The 17,695-nt window shown below is 73.2% G+C and carries 20 protein-coding genes; 4 read left to right on the top strand and 16 right to left on the bottom strand.

Annotated features, from left to right (window positions below; all coding sequences use genetic code 11):
• Positions 1 to 2: 2 nt before the first annotated feature.
• The 12 genes from ACZ7L7_RS17390 to ACZ7L7_RS17445 form a co-directional block, all read right to left on the bottom strand.
• Positions 3 to 704: a DsbA family protein gene (locus ACZ7L7_RS17390; RefSeq protein WP_471429503.1), complete on the bottom strand. Its 702-nt coding sequence runs from the start codon at positions 702 to 704 to the stop codon at positions 3 to 5.
• Positions 701 to 1,444, bottom strand: a complete 744-nt coding sequence (fabG, locus tag ACZ7L7_RS17395) for a 3-oxoacyl-ACP reductase FabG (RefSeq protein ID WP_285513394.1) — start codon at positions 1,442 to 1,444, stop codon at positions 701 to 703. The genes ACZ7L7_RS17390 and fabG overlap by 4 nt, the downstream gene beginning before the upstream one ends.
• Positions 1,441 to 1,935, bottom strand: a complete 495-nt coding sequence (locus tag ACZ7L7_RS17400; protein ID WP_472076350.1) for a 3-hydroxyacyl-ACP dehydratase FabZ family protein — start codon at positions 1,933 to 1,935, stop codon at positions 1,441 to 1,443. Before ACZ7L7_RS17400 ends, fabG begins: the two co-directional genes overlap by 4 nt.
• Positions 1,932 to 2,339: a 3-hydroxyacyl-ACP dehydratase FabZ family protein gene (locus ACZ7L7_RS17405; RefSeq protein ID WP_285513392.1), complete on the bottom strand. Its 408-nt coding sequence runs from the start codon at positions 2,337 to 2,339 to the stop codon at positions 1,932 to 1,934. The genes ACZ7L7_RS17400 and ACZ7L7_RS17405 overlap by 4 nt, the downstream gene beginning before the upstream one ends.
• Complete coding sequence (locus ACZ7L7_RS17410; protein WP_472076352.1) at positions 2,336 to 3,442, bottom strand: beta-ketoacyl synthase N-terminal-like domain-containing protein; 1,107 nt, start codon at positions 3,440 to 3,442, stop codon at positions 2,336 to 2,338. The genes ACZ7L7_RS17405 and ACZ7L7_RS17410 overlap by 4 nt, the downstream gene beginning before the upstream one ends.
• Entirely contained in the window at positions 3,439 to 4,446 is a 1,008-nt protein-coding gene (locus ACZ7L7_RS17415) for an acyl-CoA thioesterase family protein (RefSeq protein ID WP_285513390.1), read from the bottom strand. Before ACZ7L7_RS17415 ends, ACZ7L7_RS17410 begins: the two co-directional genes overlap by 4 nt.
• A gap of 47 nt (positions 4,447 to 4,493) precedes the next feature.
• On the bottom strand, positions 4,494 to 5,270 hold the full coding sequence (locus ACZ7L7_RS17420; RefSeq protein WP_472076354.1) for an alpha/beta fold hydrolase: 777 nt from the start codon (positions 5,268 to 5,270) through the stop codon (positions 4,494 to 4,496).
• Positions 5,267 to 6,157 (bottom strand): beta-ketoacyl synthase N-terminal-like domain-containing protein, encoded by an 891-nt coding sequence (locus ACZ7L7_RS17425; protein ID WP_472076356.1) that lies wholly within the window; start codon positions 6,155 to 6,157, stop codon positions 5,267 to 5,269. Before ACZ7L7_RS17425 ends, ACZ7L7_RS17420 begins: the two co-directional genes overlap by 4 nt.
• Positions 6,154 to 7,281, bottom strand: coding sequence for a beta-ketoacyl synthase N-terminal-like domain-containing protein (locus tag ACZ7L7_RS17430; protein WP_285513387.1), 1,128 nt, complete (start codon positions 7,279 to 7,281; stop codon positions 6,154 to 6,156). Before ACZ7L7_RS17430 ends, ACZ7L7_RS17425 begins: the two co-directional genes overlap by 4 nt.
• Positions 7,278 to 8,534: a beta-ketoacyl-[acyl-carrier-protein] synthase family protein gene (locus ACZ7L7_RS17435; protein WP_285513386.1), complete on the bottom strand. Its 1,257-nt coding sequence runs from the start codon at positions 8,532 to 8,534 to the stop codon at positions 7,278 to 7,280. Before ACZ7L7_RS17435 ends, ACZ7L7_RS17430 begins: the two co-directional genes overlap by 4 nt.
• A 39-nt stretch (positions 8,535 to 8,573) precedes the next feature.
• Positions 8,574 to 8,825 carry an acyl carrier protein gene (locus tag ACZ7L7_RS17440; RefSeq protein WP_285513385.1) on the bottom strand — a complete coding sequence of 84 codons (252 nt, stop codon included), beginning with the start codon at positions 8,823 to 8,825 and terminating at the stop codon, positions 8,574 to 8,576.
• 127 nt (positions 8,826 to 8,952) lie between these two features.
• Positions 8,953 to 9,171: an MbtH family protein gene (locus ACZ7L7_RS17445; protein WP_471429497.1), complete on the bottom strand. Its 219-nt coding sequence runs from the start codon at positions 9,169 to 9,171 to the stop codon at positions 8,953 to 8,955.
• 628 nt (positions 9,172 to 9,799) lie between these two features.
• On the opposite strand from ACZ7L7_RS17445, the gene ACZ7L7_RS17450 reads away from it, so the two are divergent.
• Positions 9,800 to 10,582: a thioesterase II family protein gene (locus ACZ7L7_RS17450; protein ID WP_285513383.1), complete on the top strand. Its 783-nt coding sequence runs from the start codon at positions 9,800 to 9,802 to the stop codon at positions 10,580 to 10,582.
• 12 nt (positions 10,583 to 10,594) lie between these two features.
• Here the strand turns inward: ACZ7L7_RS17450 and ACZ7L7_RS17455 are convergent, their stop codons facing one another.
• Positions 10,595 to 11,092 (bottom strand): hypothetical protein, encoded by a 498-nt coding sequence (locus ACZ7L7_RS17455; RefSeq protein ID WP_453602518.1) that lies wholly within the window; start codon positions 11,090 to 11,092, stop codon positions 10,595 to 10,597.
• A gap of 288 nt (positions 11,093 to 11,380) precedes the next feature.
• On the opposite strand from ACZ7L7_RS17455, the gene ACZ7L7_RS17460 reads away from it, so the two are divergent.
• From ACZ7L7_RS17460 to ACZ7L7_RS17470, 3 genes are all read left to right on the top strand, one after another.
• Positions 11,381 to 12,595 carry a sensor histidine kinase gene (locus tag ACZ7L7_RS17460; protein WP_472076360.1) on the top strand — a complete coding sequence of 405 codons (1,215 nt, stop codon included), beginning with the start codon at positions 11,381 to 11,383 and terminating at the stop codon, positions 12,593 to 12,595.
• Between the two features lie 222 nt (positions 12,596 to 12,817).
• The gene (locus ACZ7L7_RS17465; protein WP_285513380.1) at positions 12,818 to 13,756 is read left to right on the top strand and encodes an ATP-binding cassette domain-containing protein; all 939 of its coding nucleotides are present in this window, start codon (positions 12,818 to 12,820) and stop codon (positions 13,754 to 13,756) included.
• A 14-nt stretch (positions 13,757 to 13,770) separates the two neighbouring features.
• Positions 13,771 to 14,610, top strand: a complete 840-nt coding sequence (locus ACZ7L7_RS17470; protein WP_285513379.1) for an ABC transporter permease — start codon at positions 13,771 to 13,773, stop codon at positions 14,608 to 14,610.
• 94 nt (positions 14,611 to 14,704) lie between these two features.
• Here ACZ7L7_RS17470 and ACZ7L7_RS17475 read toward each other — a convergent pair whose 3' ends face one another.
• The 3 genes from ACZ7L7_RS17475 to ACZ7L7_RS17485 all read right to left on the bottom strand — a co-directional run bounded on the left by ACZ7L7_RS17475 (position 14,705) and on the right by ACZ7L7_RS17485 (position 17,533).
• Entirely contained in the window at positions 14,705 to 15,028 is a 324-nt protein-coding gene (locus ACZ7L7_RS17475) for a hypothetical protein (RefSeq protein ID WP_285513378.1), read from the bottom strand.
• A 153-nt stretch (positions 15,029 to 15,181) separates the two neighbouring features.
• Complete coding sequence (locus ACZ7L7_RS17480; protein ID WP_285513377.1) at positions 15,182 to 16,294, bottom strand: NYN domain-containing protein; 1,113 nt, start codon at positions 16,292 to 16,294, stop codon at positions 15,182 to 15,184.
• Between the two features lie 156 nt (positions 16,295 to 16,450).
• Entirely contained in the window at positions 16,451 to 17,533 is a 1,083-nt protein-coding gene (locus tag ACZ7L7_RS17485; protein WP_472076363.1) for a hypothetical protein, read from the bottom strand.
• Positions 17,534 to 17,695: the final 162 nt, after the last annotated feature.

Genomic DNA, 17,695 nt, shown 5'->3' on the forward strand with positions numbered 1-17,695 from the left:
TGTCAGGCCGTGCGGCCGGCGTCCGGGGCCGCCTGGTGGGGCAGCGCGTCGAACGGGGCGTCGCTCACGCCGTCCCAGTTCTCGCCGCGTACGGCGGCCACGAAGGCGCCCACCCGCTCGGCGCCCCAGAACGGCTCACGGCCGTGGACGAAGAACGGCACGCCGAAGGCGTCGTCGTGGTAGGCGGCGATCAGGCACTCCACGCCCTTGATGCGCAGGTCGGGGTCGTCGACGGAGTCGGCGATCGCCGGGTCGAGGCCGAGTTCGCGGGCGATGGCGGCGATGGTCCCGCGCTCCGCCAGGTCCCGGCCCTGCGTCCAGCGGGCCCGGTAGGCCAGCTCCACGAAGCGCCGGCCCAGGCCCTGTTCCTCGGCCGCGAGGTAGGCGAGGTGGGAGACCTCCCAGTGCGGCGCGCGGTCCACCGGCCAGGTCACCTGCCAGCCGCGGGCGTGCGCCCAGCGGCGGGCGTCGCGCAGGATGTAGAAGTTCTTGGTGCGGTGCATCGGCATCACCGGCAGCGTGATCCCCGCGTCGGCGAGCATCCGGGTGGACTCCTCGTCGGGCTCCCAGTAGGGGATCCACTCGATGCGGTCGAGGACGTCCGGGTACTTCTCGGTGAGGTCCCGGTAGGCGAACCAGGAGTACGGGCTGCGCAGCGAGAAGTACCACCTGGGGTGCTTCTTGCGCCCTCTGATCGTGCTCACAGTGCTATCCCCCCGTCGATCTGGACCACGGACCCGGTCATGTAGGCGGCGCGCGGCCCGGCGAGGAAGGCCACGAGGTCGGCCACCTCGTCGGCGGTGCCCATCCGGCCGAGCGCCACCCCAGCGAGCGCCTCCGCGCGCAGCCGCTCCGGCACGGCGGCCACCATGTCGGTGTCCACGAAGCCGGGGGCCACCACGTTGACGCGGATGCCGTAGCGGCCGATCTCCTTGGCGAGGGACTTGGAGAAGCCGATGATTCCGGCCTTGGAGGCGGCGTAGTTGGTCTGGGTGGCGTTGCCGTACACACCGGCCACGGAGGAGATGTTGACGAGCGAGCCGCGGCGCCGCTTCATCATCGGGAAGGCGGCGGCGCGGCAGACGTGGAAGACGCCGTCGAGGTTGGTGGCGAGCACCGACCTCCATTCGTCGTCGGACATCATCACCAGGGCCTTGTCGCGGGTGATGCCGGCCGAGGTGACGGCGGTCTCCACGGGGCCGAGGTCCGTCTCGGTGCGCTCGACCCAGCCGCGTACGGCCGCGGGGTCGGCGACGTCGACGCGCTGGTGCAGTGCGCGTACGCCGAGGGCCTCGGCCTCCTTGGCGAGGACCTCGGCGGCCTCCTGGCTGCTGTGGTAGCAGAAGCTGACGTCGTAGCCGTCGGCCGCGAGCCGGAGCACCACCGCCCGGCCGATGCCTCGGGTGCCCCCGCTGATCAGGGCCACGGGCCTGGGTTCGGTCATCGTCGGGCCTCTTCTCGGGTTGTGCCGGTCAGGGGTACGGGGGTGGTCGCGGGGCGCAGCGCCCCGGGCGGCCGGAAGGCCATCACCATGCGGGAGACGGTCATCACGGTGTCGTCGCCGCGGTGGCTGCTTCCCTCGAAGACCACCGAGTCGGTCAGGGCCCGCCGGACGCGGACCCGGTGCTCCAGGAGGTCGCCGGGGAGGACGGGGTGGTGGAACTCGGCGTCGGCCACCGAGCCGAACAGCATCACCTGTCCCTCGGGCGCGGCCTGCCCGTCCAGGGCGAGCAGCCCCGCCGACTGTCCCCAGGACTCGACGATCAGGGCCTGCGGGTATGCGGCTCCGGCGGGCGCGGCGGCGTACCAGGGCTCGTTGACGGTGACGGCCTTCAGCGTGCGGATGCTCCGGCCGGGGACCAGTTCGGTGACCCGGTCCACCAGGAGCATGGGGTAGCGGTGCGGGAGCACACCGGCCACCTGGGCGGTGTTCATCGGGTGCCTCCCGGTGCGGCGAAGCGCAGTCTGACCCTGGCCGCCCGGCCGCGTGCGGTGGCGGCGACCGCGTCGCAGCGCCAACCGGTGTCGGCCGTACGCCAGGTGAGGGTGAGGGTGAGGGTGTCGCCGGGCAGGACGGGTGCGGCGAAGCGGGCCGACTCCACGGCCGTGAGGGGGCCGGGGGCGGCGTCGGCCGCGGCCCGGCGGACGCATTCGAGGACGCAGACGCCGGGGAAGATGGGGAAGTTGGGGTAGTGGCCGGCGAACACCGGTTCGTCGGCGCGGATCTCGACGCTCGCCGTCGCGGGGAGTCCGTCCTCGGTGCGGGACTCGATGCGTACCTCGGCGGCCACCGGGCTGGCGGTGCCGGCCGGGGCGAGCGAAGGTGTCGCGGCCGTCATCGGGGGTCCGCCGTCCGCAGTACCGCGCAGACCAGGGAGCCGTCGCGGTCCGCGGACGTCACCAGGGCGATGCGGCCGGCCGCTTCCGGGTCGCGGGCGGCGACGGCGAGCAGCGCGGCGATCTGGAACTGGGCGCTGGCGGCGGCCAGATCGCCGATCCGGCCGACGGCTGGCACCCGTCGCAGTGCCTCGTCCCCGCAGACCGCGGAGAGGGTCTCGCGTTCCAGGTGGCCGAGGAGACCGGGCGCGTCGCCGGGCACCGCGGCCCACACCTGGTCCGGACTGCTCCCGGCCGCCTCCAGCGCGGAGCGCACGCAGTCCTCCAGCACCGTGCGGACCCGGCTGCCGGTGGCCATCCGGGAGCGGACCGCCAGCACCTCGGCGAGGGCGGGCCGTTCGGGGGCGGCGGCCTCGGCCGGCTGCACCAGCAGGACGGCGGCGCCCTCGCCGAGGACGACGTCGGGGGCCTCGGCGCCCCGGCTGTGCCGTTCCAGCCAGTACCGGGCGTGCGAGTACTCCTCGGCGGAGCCGCAGAGCACGCTGTCCGCGCGGCCGGTGGCCAGCAGGCGGGTGGCGTAGTTGAGGGCGAGCAGGCCGCCCGCCCGTCCGCCGGCCAGCGTGGTGTTGGGGCCCTTGATGCCGTACCAGATGGCGCACTGGCCGGCCGCGCAGTTCATCACCGCGTTGGGCATCACGGCCGGGTCGACGTCGTAGGGCTGGTCGCCCTCCAGGGAGCTGCGGGTGAAGTCCATCATGCTGGCGGCGCTGCCGGTGGTGGTGGCGAGCACCAGGGCGGCCCGCTCACCGGTCTCCGTCTCGCGCCGGGCGCCCGGCTGGTCGAGCAGGGAGCCGACGGCGGTCACGGCCAGGCCGGTGACCCGGTCCATGGAGCGGGTGCCCTTCTTGCCGAGCACTTCGCGGACCTCGAAGCCGGGCACGAGGTGGGCGCGGCCGGCGGGCACGTCCCAGCGCGCGGTGTCCACGGGCTGGGCGGTGGAGCGCCGGGCGTGCAGTCCCTCGGCGAACGCCTCGGCGCCGATGCCGTACGGGGAGACCGCCGACCAGCCGGTGATCACCGGTCGTCCGGTGGCCGCGGTGGTCATGACGCCGCCTTGCGGGGCGTGGTGAGGGCGTCGACGGTGGCCTCGTCGAACTCGGCCATCTCCCACTGGTTGGGCGCGACCTCGTGAAGGTAGCCGTGGGTGATGGTGCCGGTGGCGGTCTTCACCAGCGTCCCGTCGCGCAGGACGTAGCAGTCCATGCGGGTGGTGTAGAGCAGCGTCTTGAAGATGTCCTCGACCGTGTAGACGGTGTACAGCTCCTCCTCCATCACCGTCTCGTCGAGGATCTCGATGCGGGACTGGGTGACGACGGGGATCCAGCCCTTGGTGTCCAGGACCTTCTTGATGGCCAGGCCCCGGTCGGCGAGGAAGAGGTCCTCGACCTCCTCCATGATCCGCAGGAAGCCGGACATCTGGACGCGTTCGTTGTAGTGGCAGTAGAAGTAGCCGACGCGCCAGCGCCAGCCGAACGCGTTGGTCTCGCCGACGAGTTCGTTCAGTACGGGGTCGGCGCCGGTGCCGCGGCCCGCGCTGAGGGAGCCGTACGGCACGGGGGTCGCGGCGAGTTCCAGGCGCTCGCCCTCGCCGAGGCGGGCGGTGGTGAAGCGTTCCAGGCCGGCCGGGCAGGGTTCCTCGGGCGCGATGTGGCCGTCGATCCGCAGCGCCACCACGACGGTGGAGTCGGCGCAGCGCACCCGGTGGCCGTCGCGTTGGACGTACTGCTCGACGCGGAACCGGAAGCGGTGGGCGTCCTCCCCGGTCCGGGGCGTGACGACCGCCTCGACCTCGTCGTCCACGGCGAGCAGCGCGGCGAGCCGGGAGCGGATGTCGACCACGTCGAAGCCGAGCCCGTGACGCCGGTAGAGGTCTCCGACGGGCAGTCCGGCCTGCCGGAAGTGGTCCAGCACGGCGGCCTCGGCGACGTAGTTGATGTGCTTGAAGCCGATGGCGTAGCTGATGTTGTTGCCTTCGAACAGGGGGCGCAGCCGCGCTGTCGTCGGGGTGTGGAGCAGCGCCGTCACCGCGGGGTGCAGCGTCGTGTCCATCACGGACTCCTTCGTGTCGGGGCGTTTCGGGTCGGCCGGGGCGGGGTTCAGGCGTGGCCGGCCGGGTGGGAGGGCGCGGCGAGGAGGTGGTCGGGGGGCGGGAGCCGGTCGAGGAAGGCGTGCACGGCGGCGGTGAACCACTCGGGCCGCTGGAGCATCGGGAAGTGGCCGCAGCCGGGGACGGTCTCGCACCGGGCCGAGGGCAGCGCGGCGGCCAGCCGGCGGGCCTCCTCGACGGGCGCGGACCGGTCGTCCTCGCCGCCGATCACCAGGGCCGGGGTGGTGATCAGCCCGACCGGGAAGAGCGGGGTGCGCAGATAGGTCTCGAAGAACCTCAGCCAGCCGTAGGGGCCGATCCACTCGGTCATCCGCCGGGCCATGTCCGTCAGGAGCGCGGGGTCGATGGGGCGGCCGGGGCTGCGCAGCCGGATCGACTCGGCCATGGTCCGCGGGAAGTCGTCCAGGGTCGGCGCGATCATGTCCCAGTGGAAGTCGTCGGCGTCGTCCCGGTAGAAGGGGTTGACGAGGACGACCGCGGGCACGTCCGGCGGCTGCCCCGCCGCGGCGCGGCGGCCGAGCAGGTCCAGCAGCAGCACGGAGCTGAAGGAGTGGGCCACCACCAGGTCGGGCCGGCGGGGCAGGCGGTCCAGGACCTCGGCCAGGCGGGCCGTGGAGTCGGTCTCGTGGCGCCAGTCGGCGATACCGCCGCCGTGCCAGGGCAGCCGGGGCGCGTGGATCCGCACGTCCGGCCCCCAGTGGCCGGCGAGGCCGGACCAGACCGCCTCGTTGTTGGCCAGCCCGTGCAGCAGGACGATGTCTCTCATCGGGCGGGCTCCGGGGCGAGCAGGGCCGCTCCGGCGGCGCCGGCCAGGGCGTGGACGACGCGGTGGCCGGCGTCCTGGGCGAAGACGGCGGTCGCGGCGGCGCACTGGACGACGCCGAGCGCTCCGGAGAGTTCGCCCCAGGTGTCCAGGTCGATCCGCCGGGCCCCGGGCGGTAACGGACCCGGGCCGAGCCAGAGCCCGCCGTCCGGCTGGTGTGCGGTGAGGGCGGCGGCGGTGTCCGCCGGGCGGGCGGTGCGCACCAGCGGGCCGAGCAGGGCACGCGCGGGGTGTGCGGCGGGGGTGCGGCTGAGTACGACGGCGGCGCCGCCGTCGGCGACGGGGCCGCCGACGAGCCTGCGGGTGACCTCGTTGTCCGGTTCCACGCCGGTGACGAGGACGTGGTCGGCGCGGCCGGAGCGCAGCAGTACGCAGGCCCAGCGCAGCGCGTCCAGTCCGGAGGAACGGCCGTTGCACACCGTCAGGTTGGGGCCGCGCAGCCCGAAGCGGATGGCGGTCTCCGAAGCGATGATGTTGCTGGACGCGTTGGGGGTGTCCATCGGGCTGAGGGCCGCGGTGGACTCCTCGGCGATGGTCGCGGTCACCCGGCACACGGTGTCCGCGTTGCCCAGGTTGGAACTGACCACGGCGGCGATCCGGTCGCCGGGCACGGTCGGCCGGCCGCCGTCGAGCAGCCCGGCGTCGGTGAGGGCGAGGTGGGCGAGGTGCAGGCCGAGCCGGGTGGCGCGGTCCTTGAAGCGCAGGCCCTTGCGGCCGATGAAGGCGGCGGGGTCGACGGGGTCGGCGCCGGGCGGAGCCGGCCGCAGCAGGGCGGCCGCGTCGTGGGCGCCGGGCAGCGCGACGGCGACGCCGGTGACGGCGGGTGTCATGCCGTACCTCCCACCACGGCCACGGCGTTGACCCCGCCGAAGCCGAAACCGTTGACCTGGGCCAGGCGCACGGGCGCGGACAGGGGGCCGCCCGCCACGACGTGCAGCCCGGCGGCCTCGGCCATGGGCTCGGCGAGGCCCGCGATGCCGGGCACGGTGCCGGTCTCGATACAGCGCAGGGCCGTGATCAGGCTGAGCAGTCCGGCCGAGCCGGAGGTGTGTCCGGTCAGCGACTTGATGCCGGTGAGGGCGGGCCGGGCACCGGCGAAGACCTCGGCGGTCACCTCGGCCTCGGTGCGGTCGTTGAGGGGGGTGCCGGTCGCGTGCAGGACCACCAGGTCGATCTCGCCGGGGCCGGTTCCGGCGCGCCGGTGCGCCTCGCGTACGGCGGCGGTGACGCCGGCGGTGTCAGGGGCGGTCTGGTGGTGGGCGTCGCAGTTGACGGCCACCGACCGCAGCAGGCCGCGTACCGGCCGGTCGCCGGCGTCCCGGGTGAGGACGACGGCGGCGGCGCCCTCGCCGAGGATGGTGCCGCGGCGGTCGGCGTCGAAGGGGCGTACGGCGGGCGGCGGGTCGAACTGGACGCGGTCGGCCAGGCCGAACATGCTCTCGGTGACCGCGTCGCAGCCCGCGACGACCACCGTGTCGGCCTCGCCGAGTTCCAGCAGGTCCCAGCCGAGCGCCAGGGCGTACAGGGAGGCCGAGCAGGCGCCCGCGAAGGTGTGGGTGTCGTCGGCGCCGAACTCCTCGCGCAGGGCACCCTCGAAGTGGAGTCCGTCGGCGTCCAGGGGGACGCCGTCACGCCACCACAGTTCCAGCGAGCGCAGTTCGCGCAGCCCGGTGCCGATCAGCACCGGTATGCCCGCGAGGTCCTCGGGCAGGCCCGCGTCCCGGACGGCCTGGCGTACCGCCTCGACCAGGAAGCGGGTGGCGCGGCCCGGTTCGTCGACGCCCTCGTGCGCCCGGTCGTCGATCTCGAAGAGCTGCTGGGCCCGGAAGCGGGTGCGGTCGAAGGCCTTGAGCGGACCGAGTCCGCTGCGCCCGGCGCACAGGCTGTCGAAGATGCCGGCGGGTTCCGCGCCGATGGCGGCGACCGCTCCGGTGCCGATGATGGGGTACGTCACCGGGGCCCACCGTCCCCGTCGTAGCGGCCGAGGATGACGATGGCGTTGTTGCCGCCGAAGGCGAGGCCGTTGTTCTGGACGATCCGCAGGTCGGCCTCGACGGCGTGGTTGGGCACGCAGTCGATCCGGCACTCGGGGTCGGTGCGCCGGTGGTTGATGGTCGGCGGGACGAAACCGTGGGTGATGGCCAGTCCGCAGGCGATCGCGCCGAGCGCGCTGGCGGCGCCCATGGTGTGACCGAGCATCGACTTCAGCGAGACGGTGCGGGGCGGCGCGTCGCCGAACACCTCGCGGATGGCGTTGGCCTCGGTGACGTCGTTGGCCTTGGTGCCGGTGCCGTGGGCCGAGATGAGATCGACCTCGTCGGGCTTCACCCCGGCGTTCTGCAGGGCGAGGCTCATGCACTGGGCGACGCTGTCGCCCTTGGGTGCGACCTGGTGGTAGGCGTCGCAGTTGAGGCCGTAGCCGAGCACTTCGGCGTAGATGGTGGCACCGCGGGCCAGGGCGCTGTCCAGGCTTTCGAGGACGAGCACACCGGCGCCCTCGCCGGTGAGGATGCCCTTGCGGTCGACGTCGAACGGGCTGCACTGTTCCGGCGCGATGGTGCCGAGCCGGTAGAAGCCGGTGAAGGTCTTGCGGCACATGGCGTCGGCGCCACCGCACAGCGCGTACTCCACCTCGCCCGAGCTCACCGCGTCGAAGCCGTATCCGATCGCGTAGTTGCCCGCGGAGCAGGCGGTGGCGATGGTGGGGGCCTCCACGTCGGTGAGGTCGAGCTCGTGGGCGATGGCGGTGGAGAGCCGGGCCGCCGAGACCCGCCGGACGATCTCCGGGTCCATGTGCTCGGGCCCGTCGGCGAGTTCGGCGGCCACCAGCCGGTCCAGCTCGTAGGACTCGCCGTCCGTGGTGCCGACGGAGACGAGTCCCCGTCGGCCGGCGAGTTCCGCGGGGTCCAGACCGGCGTCCCGCAGCGCCATGACCGCCGCCGCCACGGCGAAGCGGCTGGCGCGTCCCAGTTCCCGCACCGGAGTGCGGGAGATCCACCGGCCCGGCTCGAAGTCCTTCACTTCGCAGCCGTTGACGTGCGCGAAGCCCGTCACGTCGAACAGTGAGATGGGGCTGACCCCACTGCGGCCGGCCCGCAGGCTCTCGGTGAACTCCTCGGCCCCGATGCCGATGCTGGAGATGACTCCAAAGCCGGTGAGGACCACCCGGCGTTTCCCGGTCGCACCGCCGGGGCGTACTGAGGGCATTTCTTTCCCCTTAAACCTTCGGATCGGCCGGACGACGGGTCAGCGGGCGGGCGCCTCCGCGACGACCTTGTAGACCGCCTCCAGGTTCACCATTTCGGCCAGCTGCGACTGCTCGATGGTGATTCCGAATTCCTTCTCCAGGGAGGCGAGGATCTCGATGGCGCGCAGCGAGTCGGCGCCGTGGTCGTCGATGAAGAGGCTGGTGTCGGTGACCTCGTCCTCCTCCAGTTCGAGGATGTCGCAGACGATGTCCTTGATGGCGGCCCGGCGGTCTTCGGCAAGTATCGGCATGCTGTTTTTCTCCCAGACGGTTCGTTGTGCGACGCGGCGGATTCGGCCGGTGTCTTTTTTCGGGGTACTTCCGGGTTCTCCGGATGCTTCACATGTCCCGGGATGTCCTGTGGTCCCGGCTGCTGCCTCAGGAGGCCCCGGCGTCCATGGCGGCGGCCAGGCTCCGCGGGCGCATGTCGGTCCAGTGCTGCTCGACGTAGTCGAGGCACTCCTGCCGGGCAGCCGCTCCGTGCGCCTTCTGCCAGCCGGCCGGAATCTCGGCGAACACCGGCCAGAGGGAATGCTGCCCCTCGTCATTGACGAGTACGTAGTACTCGGCTTCGTCGTCCTCGAACGGATTGGCCATGAGCCTCTTCCTTCCTGGCACGGTCACCCAATTCGGCTCGACCTTAAGCAGCCGTGATTCACGCCGACAAGGCCCGCCGGAAATCACGCCGACCGGACGTTCGAGAAATCTCAATGAGAAGAATTGAATAATGTGTTGCGCGGCTTTCCGTCACCACCCCCCGCGGCCCGCCGCCCGCCCCGGAATCGGGCGGTCCGGCCGGGCCCCGGCCCGTCACGGGAGGCAGGCGATCACCGTCCAGTCACCGGCGGCCACCGTGGGTCACGGCGGGGCGCCGGGGAGCACGGCCGGGCATCGAAGATTTCTTCCCGGGCGGCGGCACCGCCCGGCACGGACCGCTACGGTCCGGCTGTCGGCCGACGACGCGGGAAGACAGCGACGGCCCCGAAGGCAGGGCCGGCACGGGAAGACAGCGACCGGCACCGAGGGCAGGGCCGGTGCCGGAAGACGGCGACGGCACCGAAAGCAGGGCCGTCGCGGGAAGACAGCGACCGGCACCGCCAACAGAACCGGCACGGGAAGACAGCGACCGGCCCCGAGGGCAGGGCCGGTGCCGGAAGACGGCGACCGGCACCGCGAACAGGGCCGACGCGGAAAACAGAGCCGGCACAGACCACGAGGAGGCCGGATGCCCGGGCACCTGATCCGCCCGCTGCCCCGACCGCGGGCCCGCAGGACCCTGTTCTGTCTCAGCTTCTGCGGGGGCGGCACCGCCCCCTTCCGCCCCTGGGCGGAGGTCCTCGGCGAGGACACCGAGCTCGCCCTGTACTGCTACCCGGGACGGGAGGCCCGCTACGGCGAGCCCTGCGCGCGCTCCTGGGACGAGCTGCTCGACGGGGCCCTGGCCGCGCTCGGCGAGGTGAGCGGGCGCGCGTGTGTGCTCTTCGGGCACAGCATGGGCGCCCACGTCGCCTTCGACCTGGCGCTGCGCGCCGAACGCACCGGTCTGCCCGCCCCCGAGGCGGTGGTGGTCTCCGCGGCGCCCGCGCCCGGTGAACCGTCCGGACCTGGCGGTCCGCCGCCGCACTCGGGCAACACCGACGACGAACTCCTGCGGTGGATGCTGGGTGCCGGGCAGCTGGCCGAGGCGGTGCGCGGCGAGCCGGAGCTGCTGGCCATGGCCGTGGAGGTGTTCCGCGCCGACCTGCTGACCGCGGAGAGCCGCCGCCACCGCGGCGGGGACCGGCTGCGCGCGCCGCTGCATCTGCTGCACGGCGTGGCCGACGACCTCGGCGAGGCGGACGTCGCCGCCTGGCGGGCCCGGGCCGCGGGCCCCTTCACGGCCACCCGGCTGGACGGCGGCCACTTCTACACACCGCAGGTGTGGCGGCTGCTGCCGCGGTACATGCCGGTGCCCGCCGGGCCGCCGGCAGGCACCGTCCAAAGCCCGGCGGGCGGCCCGCGCGGGTGAGTGTCGGCGTGGTCAGCCGCCGGCCTCGCGCAGGACGCGGCGGCGGACGGCGGCCAGCATCGATCTGCGGGTCAGTCCGCTGCCCCACCGCACGAGGTACCAGTACGGGGCGAACCGGCGCCGGGTGCGCTCGTCGGTGGCCAGGACCCGGGTCTCGGTGCTGAGCACGCCCCGGGCGTGCCGCACGTTCATCGCCACCTTCAGGATGCCGGGGTCGTGGCAGCCGGTCACGATCTCCAGGACGGTGCCGGGCGGCCGGGGCACGTCGCCCGGCGCCTGCGCCCCCACGAACAGGAACTCCTCGTCGGGGCAGGGCACCACCTCGCCCATCGTGCCGAGGAAGTCGGGGACGATACGGCGGTGTGCCGAGACGTCGGCCCCGGTGAGGGCCACCAGGGCGCGGGCCAGCGGCGCCTCCGCCCAGGTCGTCGCGTGAGCCGCCCTCATCACGTCGGCCGTCGCCACCGGGACCGGAACTCGGTGCACTTCACGGAAATGCCATTCCGGCATCAGCCGTTCCAGTTCCGATCCTGATTCACCAGGCATTTCTCGTCCCCTCCCGAAAAAAAGCGGGCATTTCCGGGATGGAAGTCTAGAGAAATATGCGAAACGGCCCCGTATACGCGGCAGCGGTGGCAGCTAAATGCCAGGAGAAGCGGCGCGGGGGCCGGGAACCGCCCGGCCGCGCCGCCCGCGCTTCAGGAACCTGACAGCTCTTTCCGCGCGACTGTGGCCGTTCTCGGCAGCAAGCTGCCGACGCCGTAAGGCAGTTGACCGGCACTCAGTAGCATGGTGCGAATGAGCCGGCACACCGATGACCGTCCGCGCCGTACGGGCGTCCGGGCGCTCTGCGCGGTACTCGCGGTCCTCACGGTGGTGGGCGCGGCGGCCTTTGGCGCCTGGGCCGGCTGGCGGTCGGTCGTCCCGATGACCGTGGCCGTGCTCGGCACGCTGGCGGTGGCGGGCTGGCGCGACCGGGTCCCGTTGGTGCCGGTGGGCGTGGCGGTCGCGGTGGCCTCCGCGCTGGGCACCGCCCTCGGCGATCCCCCGGTGCAGCGCCAGTCGACCGGTCTGGCCACCCTGGTGGAGATCGCCGCCACGATGCTGCTGCTGTGCCTGCTGGCCCGGTACGCGCCGGCCCGCGCCGCCGTCGTGCTGTGCCCGGTTCTCGGGGTGCTGGCCTCCACCGTGCTGCTGCGGCTCCAGGTCCCGCCGACCTGGCTGGAGACCGCCGCGCAGTGCGTGTTCTTCGCGCTCGGCGCGATCGTGGCCGGCGCCATCGGCGGGTACCTGCGCAGCCTGGAGTCCCGGCGGCTGCGCTCGGTGCGGGAGGCGCGGCGCGCTCAGCGGCTCGAACTCGCCCGCGATCTGCACGACTTCGTGGCCCATGACGTCTCGGGCATCGTGGTGCTGGCGCAGGCGGCCCAGGTGATCGGGGCGGACCGGCCGGAGAAGGTGCTGCCGATCCTCCAGCAGATCGAGGCGGCCGGGCTGCAGGCGCTCGGTTCGATGGACCGCACCGTACGGATGCTCGACGGCTCCGCCGACCGCGAGCGGGCGGGCGAGGGCAAGACGCAGGCCTACGGGCTGCCGGAGATCGCCGATGTCGTCGACCGGTTCCGTGAGACGGGCCGGGCCGAGGTGCGCGCGGAGCTCGATCTGACGGACGAGCAGATCGCCGGGGTGCCACGCGAGGTGGCGAGCACCGCGCACCGGATCGTGGTCGAGGCGCTGACCAACGTCCGCCGGCACGCTGCCGCCACTCCGCTGGTGACCGTCCGCGTGCGGTGCGAGGAGGCCGCCCCGGCGCCGGTGCTCACCGTGTCGGTGGCCAACGAGGCCCCGTCCCTCACCCCGCCCGGCGGCGGAGCGCTCGGGGAGGGCGGACGGCAGGGCGGCGGCACGGGTCTGGCCGGTCTCGCCGAGCGGGCCGAGGCGATCGGCGGCAGCCTGCGGTACGGGCCGTACGGGGACGGCGGCTGGCGGGTCGGCGCGCGCCTGCCGCTGGACTGAGCCCGTACGGCGTACGCGGAGCGCCTCCGGCGCTTATCGGCGGGCCGGATTCACGGGCTTTCCGCAATACCAGTTCAACATTTCTGATCCGCACTCCAGGAATTCCCCCGCGGCACCTACTGTACGACTGTAGGCGTCAGCCCATGGGGTCCCTTTCGGTCATCCCTCGAAAATGCCAGAAGACCGGCAGCGGACTTTTGGGGATCGAGCGAAGGGAATTCCATGGACACCCCGATGATCGAGCTGACGGACGTCACCAAGACGTTCGGCACGACCAAGGCCCTGGACGGGGTGAGCCTGAGCGTGCCGCGGGGCACGGTCCTCGGCCTGCTGGGGCACAACGGCGCCGGGAAGACGACCCTCGTGGGCATCCTCAGCACCCTGTCGCTGCCGACGTCGGGCCTGGCCCGGGTGGGCGGGGTCGACGTGGTGCGCGAGCCGGTGGCGGTCCGTCGCCGCATCGGCCTGACCGGCCAGTACGCCGCGGTGGACGAGACCCTCTCGGGCTACGCCAACCTGGTGCTGATCGCCCGGCTGCTCGGCGCCGGCCGGGCGCGGGCGGCCGCCCGCGCCGACGAACTGCTGGAGCTGTTCTCCCTCACCGACGCCGCCCGGCGCGTGGCCAAGGACTACTCGGGCGGTATGCGGCGGCGCCTGGACCTGGCGGCCAGTCTCGTGGGGCACCCGGATGTGATCTTCCTGGACGAGCCGACCACCGGTCTCGACCCCACGGCCCGACGGGCGCTGTGGGACGTGGTGCGGCGCCTCGTCCGGGACGGCACCACCGTCCTGCTGACCACCCAGTACCTGGACGAGGCCGACGTCCTGGCCGACGCGATCACGGTGCTGGCGGCGGGCCGCGTCATCGCCTCGGGCACCGCCCAGGAGCTCAAGGACCGGGTCGGCCGGCGTTCGGTCTCCGTCACGGTGCGCGGCGCCGACGACCGCGAGCGGGCCACCGACGCCCTGCGCCGGGCGGGCCTGGCGCCCGCCGCGGAGGACGACGGACTGGTGCTGACCATGCCCGTCGCGGACTCCACCGCCGTGGCCCGCGTCGTCCGGGCCACCGACGAGGCGGGCGTGGACCTCGCCGGACTCACGTTCAGCGAGCCCTCCCTGGACGACGTCTACATGGCCCTGAACCACTCCACCGGACACTAGGCAGGGATACCTCGATGACCCTCACCACCGATCAAGCCCCGGGGACCGCGGCCCCGTCGGCCCCGGAGCCCGTGCGGTTCACCGGGACCGGCCTGTTCCACCAGATCTGCATCCTGTCGGGCCGCTCGCTGCGGGCGCTGCGCCAGCCGTCCCTGGTGCTGCCGGGCGTCCTGGAGCCCATCCTGATGTTGACGGTGTTCAGCCAGGTGTTTCGGAGTGTCTCGCAGACCTCCTCCTTCCCGCCCGGTGTCAGCTACATCGACTATCTGCTGCCGGCGTTCCTGGTCACCGGGTCGATCAGCGCCGGCCTGAAATCCGGGGTGGCGCTGACCACGGAGATGAACAACGGGATCGTCGCCCGCTTCAAGGCGATGCCGATCCACACCGCTTCGGTGCTGATCGGCCGCAGCATCGCCGACACCGTGCTGAACGCGGTCAACATGGTCGTCATGCTCGTGGCCGGCGCCCTGGTCTTCGGTTACGGCCCCGACGGCGGGCTGCTCGGCTCGCTCGGCGCGCTGCTGGTCGCCGTCACGCTCGGCTGGTCCCTCGGCTGGGTGTTCATGGCCCTGTCCGCAGTGCTGCGCAAGCCGGAGGCCCTGCAGCCGATCGGCGGGATGGTGACCATGGTGCTGCTCTTCGCCTCCAACGCGTTCGTCCCGGCCGACGGACTGCCGGGGTGGCTGAAGGCCTTCGCCGAAGTGAACCCCATGTCCTACGCCATCACCGCCGCCCGGGACCTGGCGCTCGGCACCCCGCACGCCGGCACCGTGCTGGCGACACTGGCCACCTGCGCGGGGATCGTGGCGGTGGCCGCGCCCTCGGCGGTCCGCAGCTTCCGCCGGGCGAGCTGACCGGGTGCGCACGCGGCCGGGGCCCGGAACCGGATAGCGGTTCCGGGCCCCGGCCCGTTCGCGTCGGCGGCTCACTGCCGCCGGGGGCAGCGGATCAACAGGGGAGGAGACCCACGTACCGGTCCGCCCTGAAGAAGGGCTCGCTGGTCGAGACCTTCTCGCCCGGCGCCAGGACGTGGCACTCGTCCGGGACGAACGGCCGTCCGCCCTTGCTGTACTCGACCTTCGCCTGCTGGGTCGTGGAGCAGCCGTTGGTGATCTCGACCCCGACGACGACCAGGAGCCACGGCTTGGCCGTGACACACGCGGGCACGGACTCGGACGCCCCCGCCCCGGCGGCCTGCGCGGGGATCTGCGCGGCTCCGGCGAGCACGAGTCCGGCCGCCGCGGCCCCGATGAGACGGGCTATTTTCTTCATCCGGAATACCTCCTGAATTGCTGACGGGATTTCCCGTGCCGACGGACGGAATGCCCGGCGGCGTCATTGATTCAATGCGTCCGGTCCCGGTCCGGCCCAGCCCGTATCAACGAATTGATTCCCTACGGGAAGTACGGCCGAAAAGGGCCGTGTTCAGCCGCGTTGGCAGGACCGGCAGCGGCCCCGTCGGCGCAGGTGGTACCCGTAGGTCGCCACGCCCAGCGCCGCACCCCACACCACCCACAGGACCGCCGGGCCGAGCGTCCCCCACATGGCGGCGTCGTAGTCGCGGGCCGCCATCAGGCCGGCCGGGACCAGCACCACGGCCACCACCGACGCCGGCACGACGGCCGTCGCCGGGTGCACCGGCCGGCCCCGCTTGAACCAGACCCAGCGCGGCCAGACCTCTCCCCAGTGGCTGACCAGACCGTGCATCAGCAGACTGCCCAGGGTGGACACCACGCCCAGCGCCAGCCCGATCTCCAGCATGTGCGGGGTGTCCTCCATGTCCTTGAGGAACGCGTCGGTGATGCCGAGCGGCAGGCCGAAGTACCAGGCGAGGCGCGTGATGTCGTACGGCAGGGTGGACAGCACCGCCACGCGCACCGCCCACCGGCCCCAGCGCAGCGCCGCCGCCGGGTCGGTCCAGCCCGCCGCCGCCCGCTCGCCGCGCCCGCAGTGCGCGCAGCGCCCGCCGCCGCGGCGCTGGTATGCCACGGTCGTGGCCAGCCACAGCAGTCCGCCGACGAAGACGATCATCAGGTTGAGGCGGTGCCAGTAGAGGATGTCGCCCAGTTCCTGCGGTCCGGGAACGCCGGTGAAGACGAACACCAGCAGCGCGGGCGCGAAGACGAGCAGCCCGAGCAGCGAATAGTCCGGGACCAGGAAGGTGAGCGTGACGCCGGCCGTCCAGCCGAAGGCCAGCAGCGCCGTACGCGCCCGGCCCGCGCACCGGCCGCGGACCATCAGCACCCCGGCCACCACGCCCGCCGCGCCGAACGCCGCCATCACCGGAGCGACGGCCGAGGCGCTGCTCGGTTCCAGGATCGAGGAGGAGGACCGGTCCTCGACCGTCCTGGCGAAGGGGTAGCCGTCGCCGCCCAGCGCCCAGTACAGACCGGCCAGCCCGTAACAGAGCGACCAGAGGACCGCCAGACGCCCCGACCAGTCGGGCCACCGCCGCCACCAGCGGCGGTACGGTCGCGGGTCCGCGGGCGCGGCGGGCGCCGCCGGGACGGGTTCCTCCTCCAGGTCCGGGCCGGCCATGAGCGTTCCTCTCCTCACCGCTCGGTCGCGGCGACGGGCTCTGTGCGGACGGGAGTTCGTGGGGATGGCGCGGGGCGGGCACGGGGAAAGGCGACCCCGGACCCGACGGGGGATTACGGGCCCGAGGCCGCCGGCCTGAGGGACGGTGCGGGAGCGTCAGCGCTCGCCACGGCCGCAGCGCTTGCAGGCGCCGCGCCGACGGAAGTAGTAGGCGAGCGTGGCGGCCGCCAGGGCGGCGCCCCACACCGGCCAGATCGTCTCGGGCACGGTGGCGCCCCAGTTGCTCTTCGGGTCCTCGAAGGCGCCCTGGAAGTGCAGCCGGATGTACATGATCCCGGCACTGGTCACCATCACGGAGACGAGCAAGGCGGGCACGATGGCCAGGGCCGGCGGCACCCGCCTGCCCCGCAGCCCGATCATCCAGCGCGGGAAGACCTCGCCCCAGCGCTGCACCAGGCCGAGGGTGAGCAGCGAGCCGAGGGCGCCCATCGTGGCGAGGGCGGCGCCGAACAGCCACAGATGGTCCCGCTTGCCCTCCTCCCACAGCTTGTCGGAGATGCCGAGCGGATACCCCAGGGCCCAGGCCCACCGGGTGCTGGCGTACACCAGCGGCACCGCGACGGCCGTGTACGCCGCTTTCCTGCCCCAGCGGGCGGCGGCGTCCGGTGACGTCCAGCCGGCGCCCGAGCCGGTGCGTCCGCAGCTGACGCAGGCGCCGGTGATCCGGCGCTGGTAGGTCACGGCCGACACCGTCATGAGGCCGACGGCGGTCACCGCGAACACCTGGTTGATCACCGTCCAGTTGATGGCGGAGAACTTCAGCATGAAGACGTAGGCGAGGTTGCCCAGGATGCGGAAGTCGGCGAGGGTGCCCAGCACCGCCGCGTCGGCCAGCGCGGTGACGCCGAGCAGCACCCGGGCCGGGACCCGGCTGCGGCCGGGCAGCGCCAGCAGCAGGGCCACGGCGGCGCACAGCAGGAACCCGGCCGCCAGCCAGGGCGCCAGCTGCGCGCGGCCGATGTGCTCGAAGGCCGAGTACTCGGGGTTGGCGTCGTCGGCGCCGAAGGGGAACCCCCCGCCGCCCAGCGCCCAGTACAGCTGGGCGAGGCCGTAGCCGAGCAGGGCGAGGAAGGCCGCCCAGCCGACCGGGACCCGCGAGGTGCGCGCCGGGTGCCGGTGTTCCGGCGGCGCGGCACGCTCTGCCCGTGGTAAGGGCGCGTTCCGGGTCGTCCGTGTCATGGCGCCTGCCTCCTTCGGTGTCCGGTGATCAGCATGACCCGCCGCCGGGGGCCGCCACATCTGCCGATCGGCAGATCCCGCGCGCCCTGCGGGCCGCACGCGGGCCCGGCCCCGCCGGCCGTGAGCCGACGGGGCCGGGCCCGGTGCCGCGGTGGGGACGGT

This window comes from Streptomyces sp. NPDC110618 (genome assembly GCF_055657065.1).